At 60.5% G+C, this 16664-nt stretch carries 13 protein-coding genes; 8 read left to right on the top strand and 5 right to left on the bottom strand.

Annotated elements, in window-relative coordinates; all coding sequences use genetic code 11:
* Positions 1–14: 14 nt before the first annotated feature.
* From A6A03_RS12375 to A6A03_RS12355, 5 genes are all read left to right on the top strand, one after another.
* A complete protein-coding gene (locus tag A6A03_RS12375; RefSeq protein WP_012259644.1) occupies positions 15–260 on the top strand; it encodes a hypothetical protein in 246 nt (81 codons plus the stop codon).
* Entirely contained in the window at positions 257–1207 is a 951-nt protein-coding gene (locus tag A6A03_RS12370; protein WP_066788687.1) for a formimidoylglutamase, read from the top strand. Before A6A03_RS12375 ends, A6A03_RS12370 begins: the two co-directional genes overlap by 4 nt.
* A 13-nt stretch (positions 1208–1220) precedes the next feature.
* A complete protein-coding gene (locus tag A6A03_RS12365) occupies positions 1221–2405 on the top strand; it encodes an MFS transporter (protein WP_066788685.1) in 1185 nt (394 codons plus the stop codon).
* 128 nt (positions 2406–2533) lie between these two features.
* Positions 2534–5503, top strand: a complete 2970-nt coding sequence (locus A6A03_RS12360) for a hypothetical protein (RefSeq protein ID WP_066788682.1) — start codon at positions 2534–2536, stop codon at positions 5501–5503.
* A gap of 189 nt (positions 5504–5692) precedes the next feature.
* A complete protein-coding gene (locus A6A03_RS12355) occupies positions 5693–6979 on the top strand; it encodes a citrate synthase (protein ID WP_066788679.1) in 1287 nt (428 codons plus the stop codon).
* A 98-nt stretch (positions 6980–7077) separates the two neighbouring features.
* On the opposite strand, the gene eno is transcribed toward A6A03_RS12355, so the two are convergent.
* Positions 7078–8358: a phosphopyruvate hydratase gene (gene eno / locus A6A03_RS12350; RefSeq protein WP_066788676.1), complete on the bottom strand. Its 1281-nt coding sequence runs from the start codon at positions 8356–8358 to the stop codon at positions 7078–7080.
* Between the two features lie 261 nt (positions 8359–8619).
* Here eno and phoU point away from each other — a divergent pair, with 261 nt between their 5' ends.
* Positions 8620–9270: a phosphate signaling complex protein PhoU gene (phoU, locus tag A6A03_RS12345; RefSeq protein ID WP_066788673.1), complete on the top strand. Its 651-nt coding sequence runs from the start codon at positions 8620–8622 to the stop codon at positions 9268–9270.
* Between the two features lie 65 nt (positions 9271–9335).
* Here phoU and A6A03_RS12340 read toward each other — a convergent pair whose 3' ends face one another.
* The 4 genes from A6A03_RS12340 to A6A03_RS12325 all read right to left on the bottom strand — a co-directional run bounded on the left by A6A03_RS12340 (position 9336) and on the right by A6A03_RS12325 (position 13694).
* Positions 9336–10865: a potassium/proton antiporter gene (locus A6A03_RS12340; RefSeq protein WP_066788670.1), complete on the bottom strand. Its 1530-nt coding sequence runs from the start codon at positions 10863–10865 to the stop codon at positions 9336–9338.
* Between the two features lie 79 nt (positions 10866–10944).
* Positions 10945–11760: a hydroxypyruvate isomerase family protein gene (locus A6A03_RS12335; RefSeq protein WP_066788668.1), complete on the bottom strand. Its 816-nt coding sequence runs from the start codon at positions 11758–11760 to the stop codon at positions 10945–10947.
* 20 nt (positions 11761–11780) lie between these two features.
* Entirely contained in the window at positions 11781–12707 is a 927-nt protein-coding gene (locus A6A03_RS12330) for an alpha/beta hydrolase (protein ID WP_245668974.1), read from the bottom strand.
* 9 nt (positions 12708–12716) lie between these two features.
* The gene (locus A6A03_RS12325) at positions 12717–13694 is read right to left on the bottom strand and encodes a deoxyhypusine synthase family protein (RefSeq protein WP_066788666.1); all 978 of its coding nucleotides are present in this window, start codon (positions 13692–13694) and stop codon (positions 12717–12719) included.
* A 472-nt stretch (positions 13695–14166) separates the two neighbouring features.
* Between A6A03_RS12325 and A6A03_RS12320 the strand changes: the two genes are divergently transcribed.
* Both A6A03_RS12320 and A6A03_RS12315 read left to right on the top strand, forming a co-directional pair.
* Positions 14167–14448 carry a DUF4212 domain-containing protein gene (locus A6A03_RS12320; protein ID WP_066788664.1) on the top strand — a complete coding sequence of 94 codons (282 nt, stop codon included), beginning with the start codon at positions 14167–14169 and terminating at the stop codon, positions 14446–14448.
* A 39-nt stretch (positions 14449–14487) separates the two neighbouring features.
* The gene (locus A6A03_RS12315) at positions 14488–16653 is read left to right on the top strand and encodes a sodium:solute symporter family protein (protein WP_066788662.1); all 2166 of its coding nucleotides are present in this window, start codon (positions 14488–14490) and stop codon (positions 16651–16653) included.
* Positions 16654–16664 lie beyond the last annotated feature (11 nt).

Genomic DNA, 16664 nt, shown 5'->3' with positions numbered 1-16664 from the left:
GCGGAGGCTTCTCTATGCCGAAAACGGTCATTCTTCATCTTACCGGCGAAGATCCGCTGCTGGCCGATATTGATCAGGAACCGCAGCCCGGCGATCTCTTCATCAAAGTCACTAATATGCGCAAGCGCGATGGCAAGCCGGTGCCGTATCTGGCTGCCGGCGTGCAAGCGGTGATCTTCCCGTGGCATCGGATCACGTTCATCGAGCTGATGCCGAGCGAAGAAGAACGCAGCCAAGTGATCGATTTCTTCCGCCAGTGAAGCCGCTCTTCCAACAGCTCATTCCGCCCGTAAGCGAGCTGTTCTATCGCCGTGATGATCCCAATGACCGGCGGCTGGGTGAAGTGGTGATCCCCGGCAGCGCCGGTTATGATTCTGCCGCGGTGGTGATCCTCGGTTGCCCGCAAGACCTCGGCGTGCAACGCAATCGGGGCCGGGCCGGCGCGGCCCAAGGGCCAACTGCGATCCGGCGGTGTCTCTACCGGCTGGGTGTGGCTGGGATCGCCGATCTGCCTATCTGCGATCTCGGTGATGTACCGGTTGATGGCGATCTAGAGGCGATCCACGAGCGCCACCGCGCGATCGCTGCCCAAATCATCGCTGACGGTAAGTTGTTGATCAGTCTCGGTGGCGGCAATGACATCAGCTTCCCCGATATGGCTGCGTTGGCCGCTGCCGCGCCGGCGCCGCCATTGGCGATCAATATTGATGCCCACTACGATGTGCGCGCCGATCACCCCGCCAATAGCGGCACCCCCTACCGCCAATTGATCGAAGCCGGTTTGATCGATCCGCGCCGGTATTGGGTGATCGGCGCGCAACCCTATGCCAATTCGCCGGTGTATACCGCCTATCTGCAAGAACGCGGCGCCACCATCGTCGAGCTGAGCGAAGCGCGCCGCACCGGTCTTGCGGCGACGGTGCAGGCGCTGGTGGCGGCGAGCGATGCGACCAGTATCGGCTGGGGCTTCGATCTAGACGTGGTACAATCCGCCGAAGCTCCCGGTGTGAGCGCCCCTAATCCGCTCGGCATGCGCGGCGATGAGTTGGTGTCGTTGGCGATACTGGCCGGCGCTGAACATCGTACCCGTTTGATCGAGTTCAGCGAGCTGAATCCGCGGTACGATATTGATGACCGCACAGCGCGGCTGGCGGCGGTCGCAATATGGTATGCGCTAGCAGCATTTGCCGGGCGCAGGCATGCCTGAGAAAGGATCTGCGATGCAATCCCTATCTGTGACAAACCGGCGGGCGGTGCAGTTTATCGTGCTGGTGGGGGTGGTGAGCCTGCTGGCCGATATGGTCTATGAAGGCGGGCGTAGTTTGAGCGGGCAGTATTTGGCGCTGCTCGGCGCAAGCGGCGCAGTGGTGGGCATTACCGCCGGTGTTGGTGAGTTGATCGGTTATGGTTTGCGCTTGGTGTTTGGCTATCTCAGCGATCGCACCCGGCGGTATTGGCTGATGACTATCCTTGGCTATACGCTGACCGTTATCGCGGTGCCGATGCTGGCCTTGGCCAATGCATGGCCGCTGGCGGTCGCTTTGCTGATGGCCGAGCGGTTTAGCAAGGCATTGCGTACTCCGGCGAGAGATACGCTGATTTCGTATGCCGCCGATCGGGTCGGTTCCGGCAAGGGGTTTGGCTTGCACGAGGCGCTTGATCAGGTTGGCGCAGTCATTGGGCCATTGATGTTGGCCGGAGTGCTGGCTACTGGCGGCAGCTTTCAGCTCGCGTTTGGTATATTGATCGTGCCCGGTCTGCTCTGTCTGGCGGTGTTGCTCACGGCGCGCGCGCTGTTTCCGCAGCCGGCTGATTTGGCCGGCAACACGCCGGCGCTTACCACCACCGGCTTCAACCGGCGCTTCTGGCTCTACCTGATCAGCGTAGGTTTGTTTGCCGCCGCGAGCGTTGATTTTGCGCTGGCCGCTTTCCACTTCCAGCGCACCCAGCTCTTGCCGGCTGCTGCAATCCCGGCGCTCTACGCGCTGGCCATGGTGGTTGATGCAGTGGCAGCATTGGGCTTTGGCTTCCTCTACGACCGGATCGGTTTGCAAACCCTGATCGGTGTGACGGCGCTGGCGACCTTCAGCACACCGTTGCTCTTCAGTGGCAGTCTCATCGCAGCGGTGCTCGGCGTGATGGTGTGGGGTATCGCCCTTGGCGCACAAGAATCGATTTTGCGCGCGGCAGTAGCCCAATTAGCGCCGGCTGAGCGCCGTGGCGCGGCGTATGGTCTGTTTAACGCCGGGTTTGGTCTGAGCTGGTTTGCCGGCAGTGCCGCGCTCGGCGTGTTGTACGATGTTTCACTGCCGCTCTTGATCGGGGTAGCGGTCAGTTTGAATCTGGCCGCGGTAGTCGTCTTGTGGGTGATGGTGCGCCAGCCGGGGGCCGCGGTGCAGCGCTAATCGACTGCGGGCAACTGTCGCCCTGTAACGGTACTGATCACTATGGGTTGCGGCAGTGCCACTGCCGTGCTGGAATACGGTTTAGTAAGCGGTAGGGCCACAGCCGTGTGGCTCTACCGTATCCCGCTATGAACGAAATGCTGTACGTTGGGTTGACCTTGTTCGTCGCCAGCGTCCTTGCCCTCTGGAATGGCTGGGGCTTGGCGCGGTTGTTGCTGCCTGCCGCCTTGCAACCGTGGCGCGCTTTGCTCGCGCCCTTGCTAGGCTATGCCCTCACCATTCTCGTTGGCTATTGGGTGGTGCGGTTTGCGGGAGGGTTAGGTCTGGCGTTAGGGTTGCTGCTCCCGCTTGGCGGTTTGCTCAATGGGTTGGCATGGCGGCGCACTGGGCCGCCTCACCTCGCCGCGGCGCTGCGCCAGCATTGGCCGGTGTTGCTGGTGGCGCTGATCGGGGTCGCCATCGGCATCGCCCCGCTCTTCAGCTATGGGTATATCGCCCCTATCGGCGGCGGCTGGGATGTTGAAAACTACTGGCCGGTCGCGCGCTACCTCACCCGCGGCCCGGTCAGCGCGATTGCGACCGCCCCCGCCAACCCGCTGCGCGACATCAATGCCGATCCACCACGGATCGGGTTGACGCTCGGCTTTAGTATCTGGCAAGGGAGCGTTGATCTGCTCAGCGCCAGCGAACCGCTGCTGAGTTTTGCCCCGCTGCTGGCATGGCTGCGCGCCCTCGGCGTGATCGGCATCTATGTCCTCTTGCAGGCGCTGTTTGATCTGCGGCGCGGCCCAGCCGCTTTCGGCGCGCTATTGGCTGCGCTTAACGGTCTGTTGCTGTGGACGAGCTTTTTCAATTTTGGCATGCAACTGGCGGCGTGGCCGCTCATTCCGCTGGCGCTCATCCTTGGGCTGGCAGCGGTGCAGCCGGCTCCCGGCCAGCCGTTCAATCCCTTGATCGCCGCCGCTATCGGTTTGGCTGCCATCCCAGTCGCCTACTACCCGGCCCTTGGCCCGATCGGGCTGATGGCCGCCGGGATCGGGGTTGTCACCCTCTGGCAAACACGCCCCCGCTGGCCGCTGATCCAGCGGGCGCTGATCCTTGTCCTCCTCACCCTCGTGCTGGCCGCTCCGACCATTCCCGACTATTTTGCCGGCTTTAACTATCGCTACAGCCTGCCACTGACCACCCTCGGCTTGTTTCGCTTCGTGCCGTTGAGCGATATTGTGGGTCTCACGCTCTTTCGCCTGCGTGAAGCGCCTGAACCGCTCTCCCCACCGCTGTGGCTGGCGGCAATTGGGTTGGCCGGTTTCGCCGGCTACGGCCTGCTGGCCGGGCCGCAGCGCGGTCGCTGGCTCGGTCTGCTGGCCGGTGCAGGCGGGTTTCTGCTCTATCTGCGGTTTGGCGCTGCATACCACTACGGCTACCTCAAGGCGGCGGCATACATGGGTTGGCTAGCCGGTGCGCTGGCAGCGAGCGGGTGGCAGGCGGCGCTCGATCATCTGCGTGCGCGTCCGCAATGGCTACGCCGGTTAGTGGCTGTGAGCGCAACTGCCGTCATCGGCAGCGCTGTGGCGTTCACCGGCGGCAGAGTCGTGGCCGATCATTGGGGCCAACCCGGCCTATTTGCCAACGAATTGCCGGCGCTGCGCGAATTGCGCCGCGTAGTGCCTGCCGGCAGCACTGTCTGGCTCACCGGCGACCCGCGTGTACAAGGCGTTACCAGCGGTCTGGCGGCCTATCTGCTCGATCACGCCGTGGTCTGGGGCGATGTGCGCACCGGCTACACCTCATCGAACGCGGGTGCCCCCGATGCCGTCGCCGATTACGCTCTGCTGCAACGCGACGAAGACCCGATCCTGTGGGGGTACGCTGATCCGCCGATCTGGAGCAGCGGATCGTACCGTCTCTACCGGCGACCAGAAGGGTTGCTGGCCCATCTGCGGTTGGCGCAGGTGGTGGATGGGGCGCAATCCGTCACCATTCCGGTGAGCGCCAACCGGCTGTCTCCCGCCACCCCATCGCCCAATCAAGAGCAGGTAACGCGCTGGATTCAGCTCCAAACCGTCACCCTCACCCCGGCTGAGCTAACCATTGATGGCCGGCGTTATGCGGTGCCGGCAGGTCTCGGCGCGATCACGTTTGGCCCGCTAACTACGCCCCATACACTGACCATCCAATCCGGCACTGCTCCCATCCGGTTGCAGGCCGTGAGTCTGCTGGATTCCCCGCCTGCCAGCGCTGGAATGATCCCCCACAGCGTCGCGCTCAGCGCGGCTAGCGTGGCCGATGGGTTGCGCGTTGCCACCACGATCGACCTGCTCATTCCAGACAGCGGGCCATTAGTTGTGGCGCTCGAACTGTGGGATCGACGGCAGGGAACGTTCTTTGGCCGTTACGGCCTGCGCTTGGGGCCGGCAGCGACGGCCCAATCGGCCACAGTGGCGATCGATCTCGCAACCGGTGCGCCGGTCGCCTATGGCGCTGCCGGTGAGCCATTGCCGTTGGGAGTGCAGCAAGGCGTCGTTGTACCCGGAACCTACACGGCCCGCTTGTGGGCCGGCACCGACCAGCGCGCGCTGCTCACGCCGGTTGACCTCTTCGCCTTCACGATCGATCGCACCGGCGGCATCACTCTCGATTGGGTGGCCCAATACCCGCTCATGGCCGCGCGCATTGATCGCCCGCTACAACCACTCGCGGCCCAATTTGGTGACGATATGCTGTTGCGCGGCTACGATCTGCTTTCCGGGCGAATCACTGCCGGCGATACCTTGGCTATCACGCTCTGGTGGCAGGCGTTGCGCGGCAATCTCGACGAACGGAGCATCATGCTCCATCTGCGTAACGACCGCGATGAACGCATGACTGACGCTGACGGCCCGCCGGCGGCTGGCGGACGCCCGACCAGTCTGTGGCAAGCCGGCGAACTCATCATCGACGATCGCCGGTTAACCATTCCCGCCGATCTACCGCCGGGCCGCTACTGGCTGGTCGTGGGCAGCTACCGCTGGCCCTCGCTCGAGTTGGTGCCGTTACGCGCTGCCAGCGAACCGGTCTGGCGCATCCCAATTGAAATTATCGCGCCTGATGACGCCTAACAACCCAGTTAGACCGCAGGCAGTCGCTTTTCGGCAAGCCTGTGCAATCTGTAACAACTTTTGGTACAATAGCACCAAACCACAACGCCATATAACATGCGTGCCGTCGCTGTCGAGCTGCCGGCATCAGCGTGGACGGCTAGACGTATCAATGGCGATGCAGTCGTTGTATCACGAAAGAGCACGGCTATGAGCAAGAACACCCTCACCGTTACCGACAATCGCACCGGTAAAACGTACGAGATCCCGATTGAGAACGGTACCATTCGCGCGACCGATTTGCGCCAGATCAAGACGGATGATGACGATTTCGGCTTGATGTCGTACGATCCGGCCTACCTCAACACCGCTTCGTGCAAGAGCAGCATTACCTACATTGACGGCGATAAAGGGATTTTGGAGTATCGCGGCTACCCAATCGAGCAACTGGCCGAGCAAAGCTCGTACCTTGAGGTAGCGTATTTGCTGCTCTACGGCGAATTGCCCTCGAAAGAGCGGCTCGCGTGGTGGGAGTACCGCATCAGCCGGCACCTCTTCCTCCACAACAGTCTTGTTGAGCTGATCCAAGCCTTCCGCTACGACGCGCACCCGATGGGTATCTTGATCAGCTCGGTCGCGGCGATGTCAACCCTCTACCCCGAAGCCAAGAACATTCACGATCCGGCAGTGCGCGAGAAGCAGATTTGGCGCATTATCGGCCAGATCCCGACCATTGCCGCCTTCGCCTACCGCCACCGGATTGGCCGGCCCTTCAACCTGCCCGACAGCTCGCTCAGCTATACTGCCAACCTGCTCTACATGATGGATTACATGAACCAGCGCGATTACGAGGTCAACCCGGTGCTGGCCAAAGCGCTGGACGTGCTCTTCATTCTGCACGCCGATCACGAACAGAACTGCTCGACGTCGGTGATGCGCAGCGTCGGGTCGAGCCACGCTGATCCCTACAATGCGCTAGCGGCGGCGGCGGCGGCGCTGTACGGCCCGCTCCACGGCGGCGCTAACGAGGCAGTGCTGCGCATGTTGCAGCAGATTGGCCACCCCAAGAATGTGCCGGGATTCATCGAGCGGGTCAAGAAGGGCGAGATGCGCCTGATGGGATTTGGCCACCGCGTCTACAAGAATTACGACCCGCGGGCTAAGATCATCCGCAAGATCGCGCACGAAGTCTTTGCGGCGACGGCGGCCAACCCGCTGCTCGATGTGGCCATGGAGCTAGAGCGGACGGCGTTGGAGGACGAATACTTCATCGCGCGCAAGCTCTACCCGAACGTGGACTTCTATAGCGGGTTGATCTATCAGGCGCTGCGCTTCCCGATCGAGTATTTCCCCTTCCTGTTCGCCATTCCGCGCGCGTCAGGCTGGTTGGCGCAGTGGCTCGAAATGCTCGAAGACCCCGAGCAGAAGATCACCCGCCCGCGGCAGGTGTATATTGGCTCGCAGCGGCGCGATTACATCCCCGTTGATCAGCGGTAAACCGTAGGGGCAGAGCGCCGCTCTGCCCCCGCTACGAACGAGTGTTGCGTTACCCGGCACAAGGGGCAGAGCGCCGCTCTGCCCCTTTGTGCCCCTGCTTACACCTTAAACGCGCTCCGTCCGGCATATTTCGCCGCGCTGCCCAATTCCTCCTCGATCCGCAGCAACTGGTTGTACTTCGCAATGCGGTCGGTGCGGGCCGGCGCGCCGGTCTTGATCTGGCCGGCATTCGTCGCCACCACCAAATCGGCGATCGTCACGTCTTCGCTCTCGCCCGACCGGTGCGAGACCACCGTCGTCCACCCGCTGCGCTGCGCCACTTGCATCGTGTTCAGCGTCTCGGTCAACGAACCGATCTGGTTGAGCTTGATCAGAATCGAGTTGGCGGCTTGGAGGCCAATCGCGCGTTGCAACCGCTGCACGTTGGTGACGAGGAAGTCGTCGCCGACCAATTGAATCTTGTCGCCAAGCTTGGCCCGCAACAGCACCCAGCCATCCCAGTCATCTTCGGCCAAGCCGTCTTCGAGCGAGATGATCGGGTAGCGACCCACCAGATCGACCCAGTAATCAACCATCTCGGCGCTGGTCAGCACGCGCCCCTCACGCTTGAGGTGGTATTTACCATCCTCAAAGATCTCATTCGTAGCCGGATCAAGTGCGATAAAGACTTGCTCGCCGGGCCGATAGCCAGCCTTCTCGATCGCCTCCATAATCAGTTGCAGCGGAGCGTCGTTGGTTGGCAGGCTCGGCGCAAAGCCGCCTTCATCACCCACCGTCGTGCTAAAGCCACGGTCGTGGATCACTTTCTTAAGCGCGTGGTAAATCTCGGCGCCCCAGCGCAAGCCCTCGCGGAAGCTTTCCGCCCCGACCGGCATGATCATAAACTCCTGAAAGTCGGTGCTATTGGTGGCGTGCTGGCCGCCGTTCATAATATTCATCATCGGCACCGGCAGCACGTGGGCAAACACACCGCCGAGGTAGCGGTAGAGTGGCATGCCAAACGCGGCAGCGGCTGCCTTGGCAGCCGCCAGCGACACTCCCAAAATCGCATTCGCCCCCAGCTTGCTCTTGTTAGGCGTGCCATCAAGCGCGATCAGCTCGTTATCGAGCGCAATCTGGTCGGCGGCATCAAAGCCGATCAGCGCCTCGGCAATATCTTGATTCACCGCCTGTACCGCCTTGAGCACACCCTTGCCGTTGTAGCGCGACTTATCGCCATCGCGCAGCTCAAGCGCCTCGTGCGCGCCGGTTGATGCGCCGCTCGGCACAATTGCCCGCCCTACATCGCCGCTCTCCAGCCGAACATCGACCTCGATCGTCGGGTTGCCGCGCGAATCAAGCACTTCGCGGGCAATGATCGCTTCGATAAGAGTTGACATAGTTCCTCCGGGTAACAAAGCCCGAAACCACGAGCCTAGCAGCAAGTTGCTGCTAGCCGCGCTCAGTATAGCACGGATGCAGCGCTTCATGCGGCAACGGTTGCTTGCCGCCGCCGTGCCAACCCCATTCCTTCCCCATTCGTTGTCCATTCGTTTATTCGTTGTCCATTCGTTGTCCATTCGTCGTCCCTACTAGCGTAATCGCAGTAAAGCGTGTATCCTAGAAGTACGGGAGCAGCACATGGGGAAGGAGCAACCTTCATGCGACCGCGTGAGCATTTTGATCAGGCATTGGATGCCCTGCGCAAGCAGGTGGTGGAAATGGGGCGCGCCGTCAGTGTGGCGCTTGAGCAGGCCATTACGGCGTTGGAACGGGGGGATGTTGAATTGGCCAAGGCGGTGGTGACCGGTGATACCACTCTCAACGCGGCTAAGGATGCCATTGAGCAGCAAGCAGTCAACTTGATTGCGACCCAACAGCCGGTAGCGCGTGACTTGCGCCGGATTGTAGCCGCCATTGCAATGAGTTATGAGTTGGAACGAATCGCTGATTATGCCAAGAGCACGGCCAAGATGGTGATTGGCAGTCCTGACCCCAATCGGGGGCCGCTCGCGGCGCCGGCAGAGCTGGTGGTGTTGGGCAAGACGGCGCGGGCCAACCTTGATCGCACGCTCGCGGCGCTAGCAAACGGCGGCGCTGATGCGATCAAAGACATTATCGCCCACGAGGACGAGATCGACCATGAGTACAAGCAGTTGAAGCGCACCTTGGTCGCGAAACTCACCCCGCCCGAAACCGCCGATCTGCTCTTTATCGCTCACAACTTCGAGCGGGTTTCCGACCGGGCCTTGAACATGGCCGAGAAGATCATCTTCATCTCCAGCGGCGATCAAGTCGAATTGAACGATTAATCGCTCTCTCCGGTACGGGCACAGCGTGTTATGCCCAGACGGGCATAACACGCTATGCCCCTCCCCTAATCCGCATTGACGTTTGTCTCGCGCGCCTGCACTTGCCCCTGCGCGCCGATCTGGATCGGCCCGATCGGCTTGAGACTGCAACTCGCGCAGAGGTCAGTAATTGCCGGTAACGCCGCCGGCGCGACCAGCAAGACCAGCCGGTCTCCCGGTGCAAAGACGGTGCTGCCGTTTGGGATAATATAGCCGCCTTCACGTTGAATTTGCACGACTAACAACCCGCGCGGCAGATCAGCATCGATCAGCGATTTGCCCACTAGTGCCGAATCAGGTGGAATGTGCGCTTCCAGAATCTGGCTGGCGCCGCTCACATCAGGCACAAACAGATGGCTGTCAACATGTTCCGGTTGAGTGCTCATCACACCTAGCCGGCGCGCGACCCAGCTAATCGAAACTCCTTGCACCAGCACCGATACCAGCACGATAAAGAAGACAAGGTTAAACAAGAGCGGCGCGTCGGGGACGCCAGCCAAGAGCGGGAATGTGGCCAGTACGATCGGTACCGCGCCGCGTAAGCCTGCCCACGAGATCATCAAGAGTTGCGCCAGCGAGCGCCGTTTCCAACCGATGGCGATCATGACCGACAATGGCCGGGCCACAAAGACGAGCCAGAGCGCCATGGCCAAGCCTTGCCCCGCTACTGCTGGTAGTTGTGACGGGAACACCAACAGCCCTAGAATGAGGAACATCGCGATCTGGCTGAGCCACGCGACACCGTCGTGGAAGCGCAAGATCGAGCGTTTATGCACGATATTGGCGTTGCCGAGCACAATGCCGGCCAAGTAGACCGCCAAAAAGCCGTTGCCGCCGATGAGCGCGGTAAAGCCGTAGGTCAGCAGCGTCAGCGCCATCGTCAACACGACGTACAACCCCTCTTGTTGCAGCCGGATGCGATTCACGACCCAGATCATCAAGCGGCCAAAAGCGTAGCCGCCGGCTGCGCCTAATACCATTTGGAAGATAAAGGCTGGCACAAGATCAAGGATGGACGACTGCGGGTTGATGAGCAATTGCGTCAGCCCGATCGTCAGAAAGACCGCAATCGGATCGTTACTGCCCGATTCCAGTTCGATCAGCGGTTCGAGCCGGTGTTTGAGATGAATGCCGCGCGTGCGCATCACGCTAAAGACTGCCGCTGCGTCGGTTGAAGAGACGATCGCCCCTAATAACAATGCTAGCGGCCAGTCAAAGCCGAGAATTAGCCGCGCCCCCGCAGCGGCAATGATCGTACTGACCAATACGCCAACATTGGCCAGAATCAATCCCTCGCTGAGCACTGGCTTGATAATCGGCCAGTCTGTATCTAATCCACCAGAAAAGAGGATGTAAATCAGGGCGATGACGCCGATCAGTTGGGCTGCGGCGGCGTCGGTGAAGGCGATGCCACCCGGCCCGTCAGAACCAGCCAGCATGCCAACGGCCATAAAGAGGATGAGCGCCGGCACGCCAAACCGGTTCGAGGCGCGGGTGGCCGCGACGCTAATGGCGAGTAATAAGCCGGTAATAAGTAATAATGGTTCGGTTGCCATGGCTGTGCTCCGCTATACAATGCATAAGTAGCATAACATGTATAGCCGTTGCGAGCACGGCTGGCCGGTGAAACTCACCCTATTCCGCCCATTGCAGCCTTGCCGGGTCAATCGGTTCGCGCCGGTTGGCCGGCAGCCAAGCGAAACATGCCTCGATCTCACCGTGTGGCACAAACTCTAATCCGATGGAGCCGGTGTAGCCGCTCTCCGCAATCGCGCGGAAGATGAAGGGGAAGCGCAATTCGCCGGTGCCGGGTTGGTGGCGGTCAGGCGCATCGGCGACCTGTATATGCCCAATCCGGTTGATGTGCTGGCGAATCGTGCGGGTGATGTTGCCCTCCATCAACTGCATGTGATAGACATCGTATTGGTAACGCAGATTCGGCGCTCCCACGCTATCGAGCAGTGCTAGCGTTTCGGCAGTGGTCGTTAATAGATACCCGGCATTCTCCCACGCATTGAGCGACTCAACCACTACCTCAATCCCGGCGGCGGCGGCTTGCTCGCACACCCACGCCAAATTGTCACGCACCCGCGCCAGTTGGCTCTCGCGTGGTTCATCGGGCAACAACTTGCCCACCAGCGCATTCATGCGCGGGCAGCCAATCTGGCGGGCAAAGTCCAACGCTTGTGGCACAGCCGCCCGCCATACGTGCTGGCGTTCCGGGTGGTTGAGCCAGCCGCGCTCACCCTGCGCGAGATTGCCGGCGGGGAAGTTTACCAGCGCGACCTGCAAGCCAGCATCGCCAATGTGACGGGCCAGCGCAGCCAGATCGACCCCATCCGGCCACCAAAATTCGATCGTGCCAAATCCCAGCCGAGCAGCCGTCTCCAATCGTTCCGGCCAAGCTAGTTCACGCAGAGTCAGCGAGATATTGAGTGCAAAACGGAGCATGCTCTCTCCTCATGTTTCAACTATGGTTGCCGGGGAGTGCCTAGGGCTATGTCAAGCGCATGATAGTAGAGGTCAAACGCAGCGAGGTTGTTATGACCGCCGCCGGTAATGCGGTAAAACGCGAGCGGGGCGGTGACGTGAGCCGCCAGTTGCTCACCGTCACTAATAGGGATAATGGTATCATCGGTGCCGTGGATGATCACCACTGGACAGCGCACCCGCTCGATCCAACTATGCGTGCGCAGCGGATATTTGAGTAGCACACTCGGCACCCACGGAAACTGCCGGCGCGCGATTGCTTCAACGCTGTACAACGGGCTTTCGAGGAGGAGTAGGCGTGGCTGGCGGTTTGCTGCCAGCCACGCTGCGAGACTTGTGCCTAACGAACGGCCATATAGCACGATGTGCTCTTCCGGGTAACGCGCCAGCATCCAATCGTACACTGCGTCTGCGTCGGCGAGTAATTGCGCTTCGTGGCTAATCGAACCGCTGCTCTGGCCATACCCGCGGTAATCTACCATGACGACATCGTAGCCGCGGACGATGAAATCAGGCGCTACTGCACCCCAACTCCGCAAGCTGCCGCCGTTGCCGTGAAAATAGAGGATGACGCCTGCGGGGTTGGTAGTGCGAAACCAGAGCGCATGCAGGGTTGCGCCTTCCACCGGAATGAACGCCTCTTCCACCGGCCAGCCAACGTTGTATTGCGTGCCGGGCGGGTCATATTCAGGAAAGAAGAGCAGCCGTTCTTGCGCCGCGTATATCGTAGCGCACAGTAAGACATATCCGAGTGCAATGACGCCGAGCAGTTGCACCATCGGTTTTAGCACTGGCGAACCTCTTAAGCCGGTAGCGACGATCGTGCTAACAAACGCATCGCCTGCTCTGATACTGGCTTGCAGGTGGGGGAACAACAGTGGCGCCGCGCTGCGGTGCGACGCCACCATCCGCTAGCCTCACCAACCGAGCACGAGCGCAAAGATTAACGGCGCCACAATGGTCGCATCCGATTCAATGATAAATTTGGGAGTATCAACTGCCAGCTTGCCCCACGTAATCTTCTCGTTGGGCACCGCACCCGAATACGAGCCGTAGCTGGTGGTCGAATCGCTAATCTGGCAGAAATAGCCCCACACCGGCACCCCTTCGCGACCCAAGTCTTGGTGCAACATCGGCACAACGCAGATTGGGAAGTCGCCGGCGATACCGCCGCCGATTTGGAAGAAACCGATCGAAGCTTCGGCTGAAGTGCGCGTATACCAGTCGGCCAGATCAATCATATACTCGATGCCGGTGCGCACGGTATGCACGTTCTTGATCTCGCCGGTAATGCAGTGGGCCGCGTACATATTACCGGTAGTCGAGTCTTCCCACCCCGGCACGTAGATCGGCAAATTGCGCTCCATCGCGGCATAGACCCACGAATCGCGCGGATCGATCTGGTAATACTGTTCGAGTTTGCCCGACCGCAAAATGCGGTAGATAAACTCGTGCGGGAAGTAGCGCTCGCCGGCCCGGTCAGCGTTCATCCACTCGTCGAGCAGGGCCTGCTCGAGCCGCCGCATCGCCTCTTCTTCCGGGATGCAGGTGTCGGTCACCCGGTTCATGTGGCGTTCGAGCAGCTCTTGTTCTTGCTGGGGGCTGAGGTCGCGGTAGTGCGGCACCCGCTCGTAAAAATCGTGCGCGATCAGGTTAAAGATATCTTCTTCCAGATTAGCGCCGGTACACGAGATGGCATGCACCTTCTCTTGCCGGATCATCTCGGCCAGCGAAAGGCCGAGTTCGGCGGTGCTCATCGCGCCGGCCAGTGTAATCATCATCTGGCCGCCTTTGGCGAGATGCGCGCGGTAGCCGTCGGCGGCATCAACGAGCGCCGCCGCGTTGAAATGGCGAAAATGGTGACGGATGAATTGGCTGATGCTTCCGTTCGTCATGAATTTTTCCCTTTCGCTGTTGGGGCACAGCGTTGCTGGGCCCGTACCTCGTGTCGTGGGGGCGCAGCGCCGCTGTGCCCGTACTTCGTATTGTTGGGGCACAGCGCTGCTGGGCCCGTACCTCGTGTTGTGGGGCGCAGTGCGCTGATGCAGCACAGCGCTCTGTCGCCGCCGATTATAGCACGCTGGCATGCGATGTGGGATCGTGAAAGAAGCCACACGAAACAAGGGGAGAATTTACCAAAACTTTACACAAAACTTAACCTGCGCTGAAAAAGGGTTGCTACAATCATCTCACCGCGATATGAGATGCATAACTGGCATGTTGCGTGTGGGTCATTGTGCCGTTTGAGTTGCCGACCGTGTTCGTGGCGCGTCTCACCCTGTTCGTGAGATTCGGTATGGTGATCGCAGCAACCGCAGGAATGCATCGCCTGAAGGTGAGCAGTGCAGCGCATGTGAAGGAGGTCCTATGTCGGATCTGGCGAAGCTCCCGGTTGCGGAGCGGAATCGGCGGTATTGGCAAGAGAACCTGCGGCTGATCTCGATTTTGCTCGTGATCTGGTTTGCAGTTTCGTATTTGCCGGTACCGTTTGTTGAGGCGCTCAACAACATTGTGATCGCCGGTTTTCCCCTCGGCTACTACATGGGCAGTCAGGGTTCGCTGATCGTGTTCGTGGTGGAAATTTTCTATTACGCCTACGCCATGAACAAGCTGGATGCGAAGTACGGTTTGAGTGATCGCGATCGCTAGTTCAGCATCAGTTTCTGTAGTTGCAGAGGAGAAACGCGCATGTCTGCTTCGGCCCAGAGCCAGAGCGTCTTCCGCAACCGGATGGCGCGCTACTACGGTTACTTTACCATTGGTTTTATCGGCGTGAGCTTGCTGATGCTGCTGCTGGAAGTATTCGCTGGCTTGCCCACGCAAGTCATTGGCTGGATCTTCCTGTTGCTGACGATGGCGCTCTATGCGACGATTGGCATTCTGTCGCGTACCAAGGCGTTGGATGAGTACTATGTCGCTGGCCGCAACGTGCCGGCAGTCTTCAACGGTATGGCCACCGGCGCCGACTGGATGAGCGCGGCGTCGTTCATCTCGATGGCCGGTACGCTCTGGTTGCTTGGCTATGATGGTCTGGCCTACATTATGGGCTGGACGGGCGGTTACGTGTTGCTAGCGCTGCTCTTTGCGCCGTACCTGCGCAAGTTTGGCCAGTACACCATTCCCGACTTTGTTGGTGCGCGCTTCGGCGGCAATACCGCCCGCGTGGTGGCGGCGATCTGCGCGATTATCGTTTCGCTCACCTACGTGACCGCGCAGGTGGTCGGTGTCGGCCTGATTATGCAGCGCTTCGTCGGCGTTGATTACACCATCGGCGTCATCCTTGGTCTGTCGGGTGTGCTGGTCTGTTCGTTCCTTGGCGGTATGAAGGCCGTGACGTGGACGCAGGTGGCGCAGTACATCATTTTGATTATCGCCTACCTCATCCCGGTGACGGCGCTGTCGATCCAGCTTACGGGCTTTCCGCTGCCGCAACTGAGCTATGGGCAGGCCTTGCAGCGGATCCAAGTGCTTGAGCAAGAGCAGGGTTTGTCGCGGACGACTGAGTCGCCGGTTGTGCCGGGCAAGTTCATTACCAGCGGCTACATCCCGCCCTTCAACGAGGGTCTCAGCAATGCCGCCGCGGTTGATGCAGTGCGCCAGATCAATACCCAATTTGGCTGGAGCCTGACCCCGCCGGCAGCGCAGGCCATCCCCGATGCCAAGAAGCCTGAGCTTGGCGACTGGCGCGGCACGCCGTGGAACTTCCTCGCGCTGATGGCGTGTCTGATGCTGGGTACCGCCGGTTTGCCCCACATCCTCATCCGCTTCTACACCGTGCCGAGCGTGCGCGAGAGCCGCTTGAGCGTCGGTTGGTCGCTCTTCTTCATCTTCTTGCTCTACTTCACTGCGCCGGCCTACGCTGCCTTCTCGCGCTGGCAGATCCTCGAGAACGTGGTCGGCAAGCAGATCAGCGAACTGCCGGGTTGGACGAAGACGTGGGCCAGCAACGGTCTGATCGTGATCCGTGACCTCAAGGCGGTCGATGGTGTTGAGATCGGCAAAGAGCCGGGTTGGGTGAAGAACCTGATCAACGCTAAGACCATCACCATTGAGGATGCGAACGGTAATGGCAAGATCGACCTCGGCCCGTGGGAGGATATTGGTGATGGCAAGGCGCGCGCCGGTGAAATTTCGGGTGCGGCAACCTTCTTGACCAAGGCGCGGGTTGATGGCATCTTGCAGCTTAACGAGTTAGGCCGCGCTACCGCTGATGGCATTGACGGCGACCTCGTGGTGCTCTCGACTCCGGATATCGCTGGTCTGCCCTTCACCATCGGCGCGCTGATTGCGGCGGGTGGTCTGGCGGCGGCGCTCAGCACCGCTGACGGTCTGCTGGTGGTGATTGCCTCGGCGATCGCGCACGACATCTACTTCCGCACGATCAATCCGAAGGCCAGCCTCAATACCCGCATTATGCTGGGCAAGTCGATGATCGTGGTGGCCGCCGTGATTGCAGCCTTGCTTGCGATCCCGCGCCTCGCGCTGATCGCGCAGATGGTGGCGTGGGCGTTCTCGATGGCCGCCGCAACCTTCTTCCCGGTGGTGCTGCTCGGCATCTTCTGGAAGCGGGCTAATGGCCCCGGTGCGATTGCCGGTATGATTGGCGGTTTGGGTGTCACCCTCTTCTACATGTTCAATAACTACATGAATCCGGCGTTCAATGTGCTGGGCATCTCGCACCTCGGTTCGGGCATCTTCGGTCTGCCGGTGGCGATCATCTTGATCGTGGTCGTGAGCTTGCTGACCAAGGAACCCTCGAAGGAGACGCAGGAGCTGGTTGAGAACCTGCGCAATCCGATCACCGACGACGAGGGGATGACCAAGATGATCGATAAGGTGGCGACGGCGAAGTAGGTTGGTATTCA

This window comes from Chloroflexus islandicus (genome assembly GCF_001650695.1).
In the GTDB taxonomy this organism is placed as follows: Bacteria; Chloroflexota; Chloroflexia; order Chloroflexales; family Chloroflexaceae; genus Chloroflexus; species Chloroflexus islandicus.
Note: the sequence above shows the minus strand (reverse complement) of the source record. Positions and strands in the feature narration are given on the sequence as shown.

Excerpts from the sequence above, each read along its gene's own strand:
- A6A03_RS12340 (WP_066788670.1), bottom strand. The coding sequence starts at position 10,865 with ATGGCAACCGAACCATTATTACTTATTACCGGCTTATTACTCGCCATT.
- A6A03_RS12375 (WP_012259644.1), top strand. The coding sequence starts at position 15 with ATGCCGAAAACGGTCATTCTTCATCTTACCGGCGAAGATCCGCTGCTG.
- A6A03_RS12315 (WP_066788662.1), top strand. The coding sequence starts at position 14,488 with ATGTCTGCTTCGGCCCAGAGCCAGAGCGTCTTCCGCAACCGGATGGCG.
- A6A03_RS12330 (WP_245668974.1), bottom strand. The coding sequence starts at position 12,707 with ATGGTGGCGTCGCACCGCAGCGCGGCGCCACTGTTGTTCCCCCACCTG.
- A6A03_RS12320 (WP_066788664.1), top strand. The coding sequence starts at position 14,167 with ATGTCGGATCTGGCGAAGCTCCCGGTTGCGGAGCGGAATCGGCGGTAT.
- phoU (WP_066788673.1), top strand. The coding sequence starts at position 8,620 with ATGCGACCGCGTGAGCATTTTGATCAGGCATTGGATGCCCTGCGCAAG.
- A6A03_RS12365 (WP_066788685.1), top strand. The coding sequence starts at position 1,221 with ATGCAATCCCTATCTGTGACAAACCGGCGGGCGGTGCAGTTTATCGTG.
- A6A03_RS12355 (WP_066788679.1), top strand. The coding sequence starts at position 5,693 with ATGAGCAAGAACACCCTCACCGTTACCGACAATCGCACCGGTAAAACG.
- A6A03_RS12335 (WP_066788668.1), bottom strand. The coding sequence starts at position 11,760 with ATGCTCCGTTTTGCACTCAATATCTCGCTGACTCTGCGTGAACTAGCT.
- A6A03_RS12325 (WP_066788666.1), bottom strand. The coding sequence starts at position 13,694 with ATGACGAACGGAAGCATCAGCCAATTCATCCGTCACCATTTTCGCCAT.
- A6A03_RS12360 (WP_066788682.1), top strand. The coding sequence starts at position 2,534 with ATGAACGAAATGCTGTACGTTGGGTTGACCTTGTTCGTCGCCAGCGTC.
- eno (WP_066788676.1), bottom strand. The coding sequence starts at position 8,358 with ATGTCAACTCTTATCGAAGCGATCATTGCCCGCGAAGTGCTTGATTCG.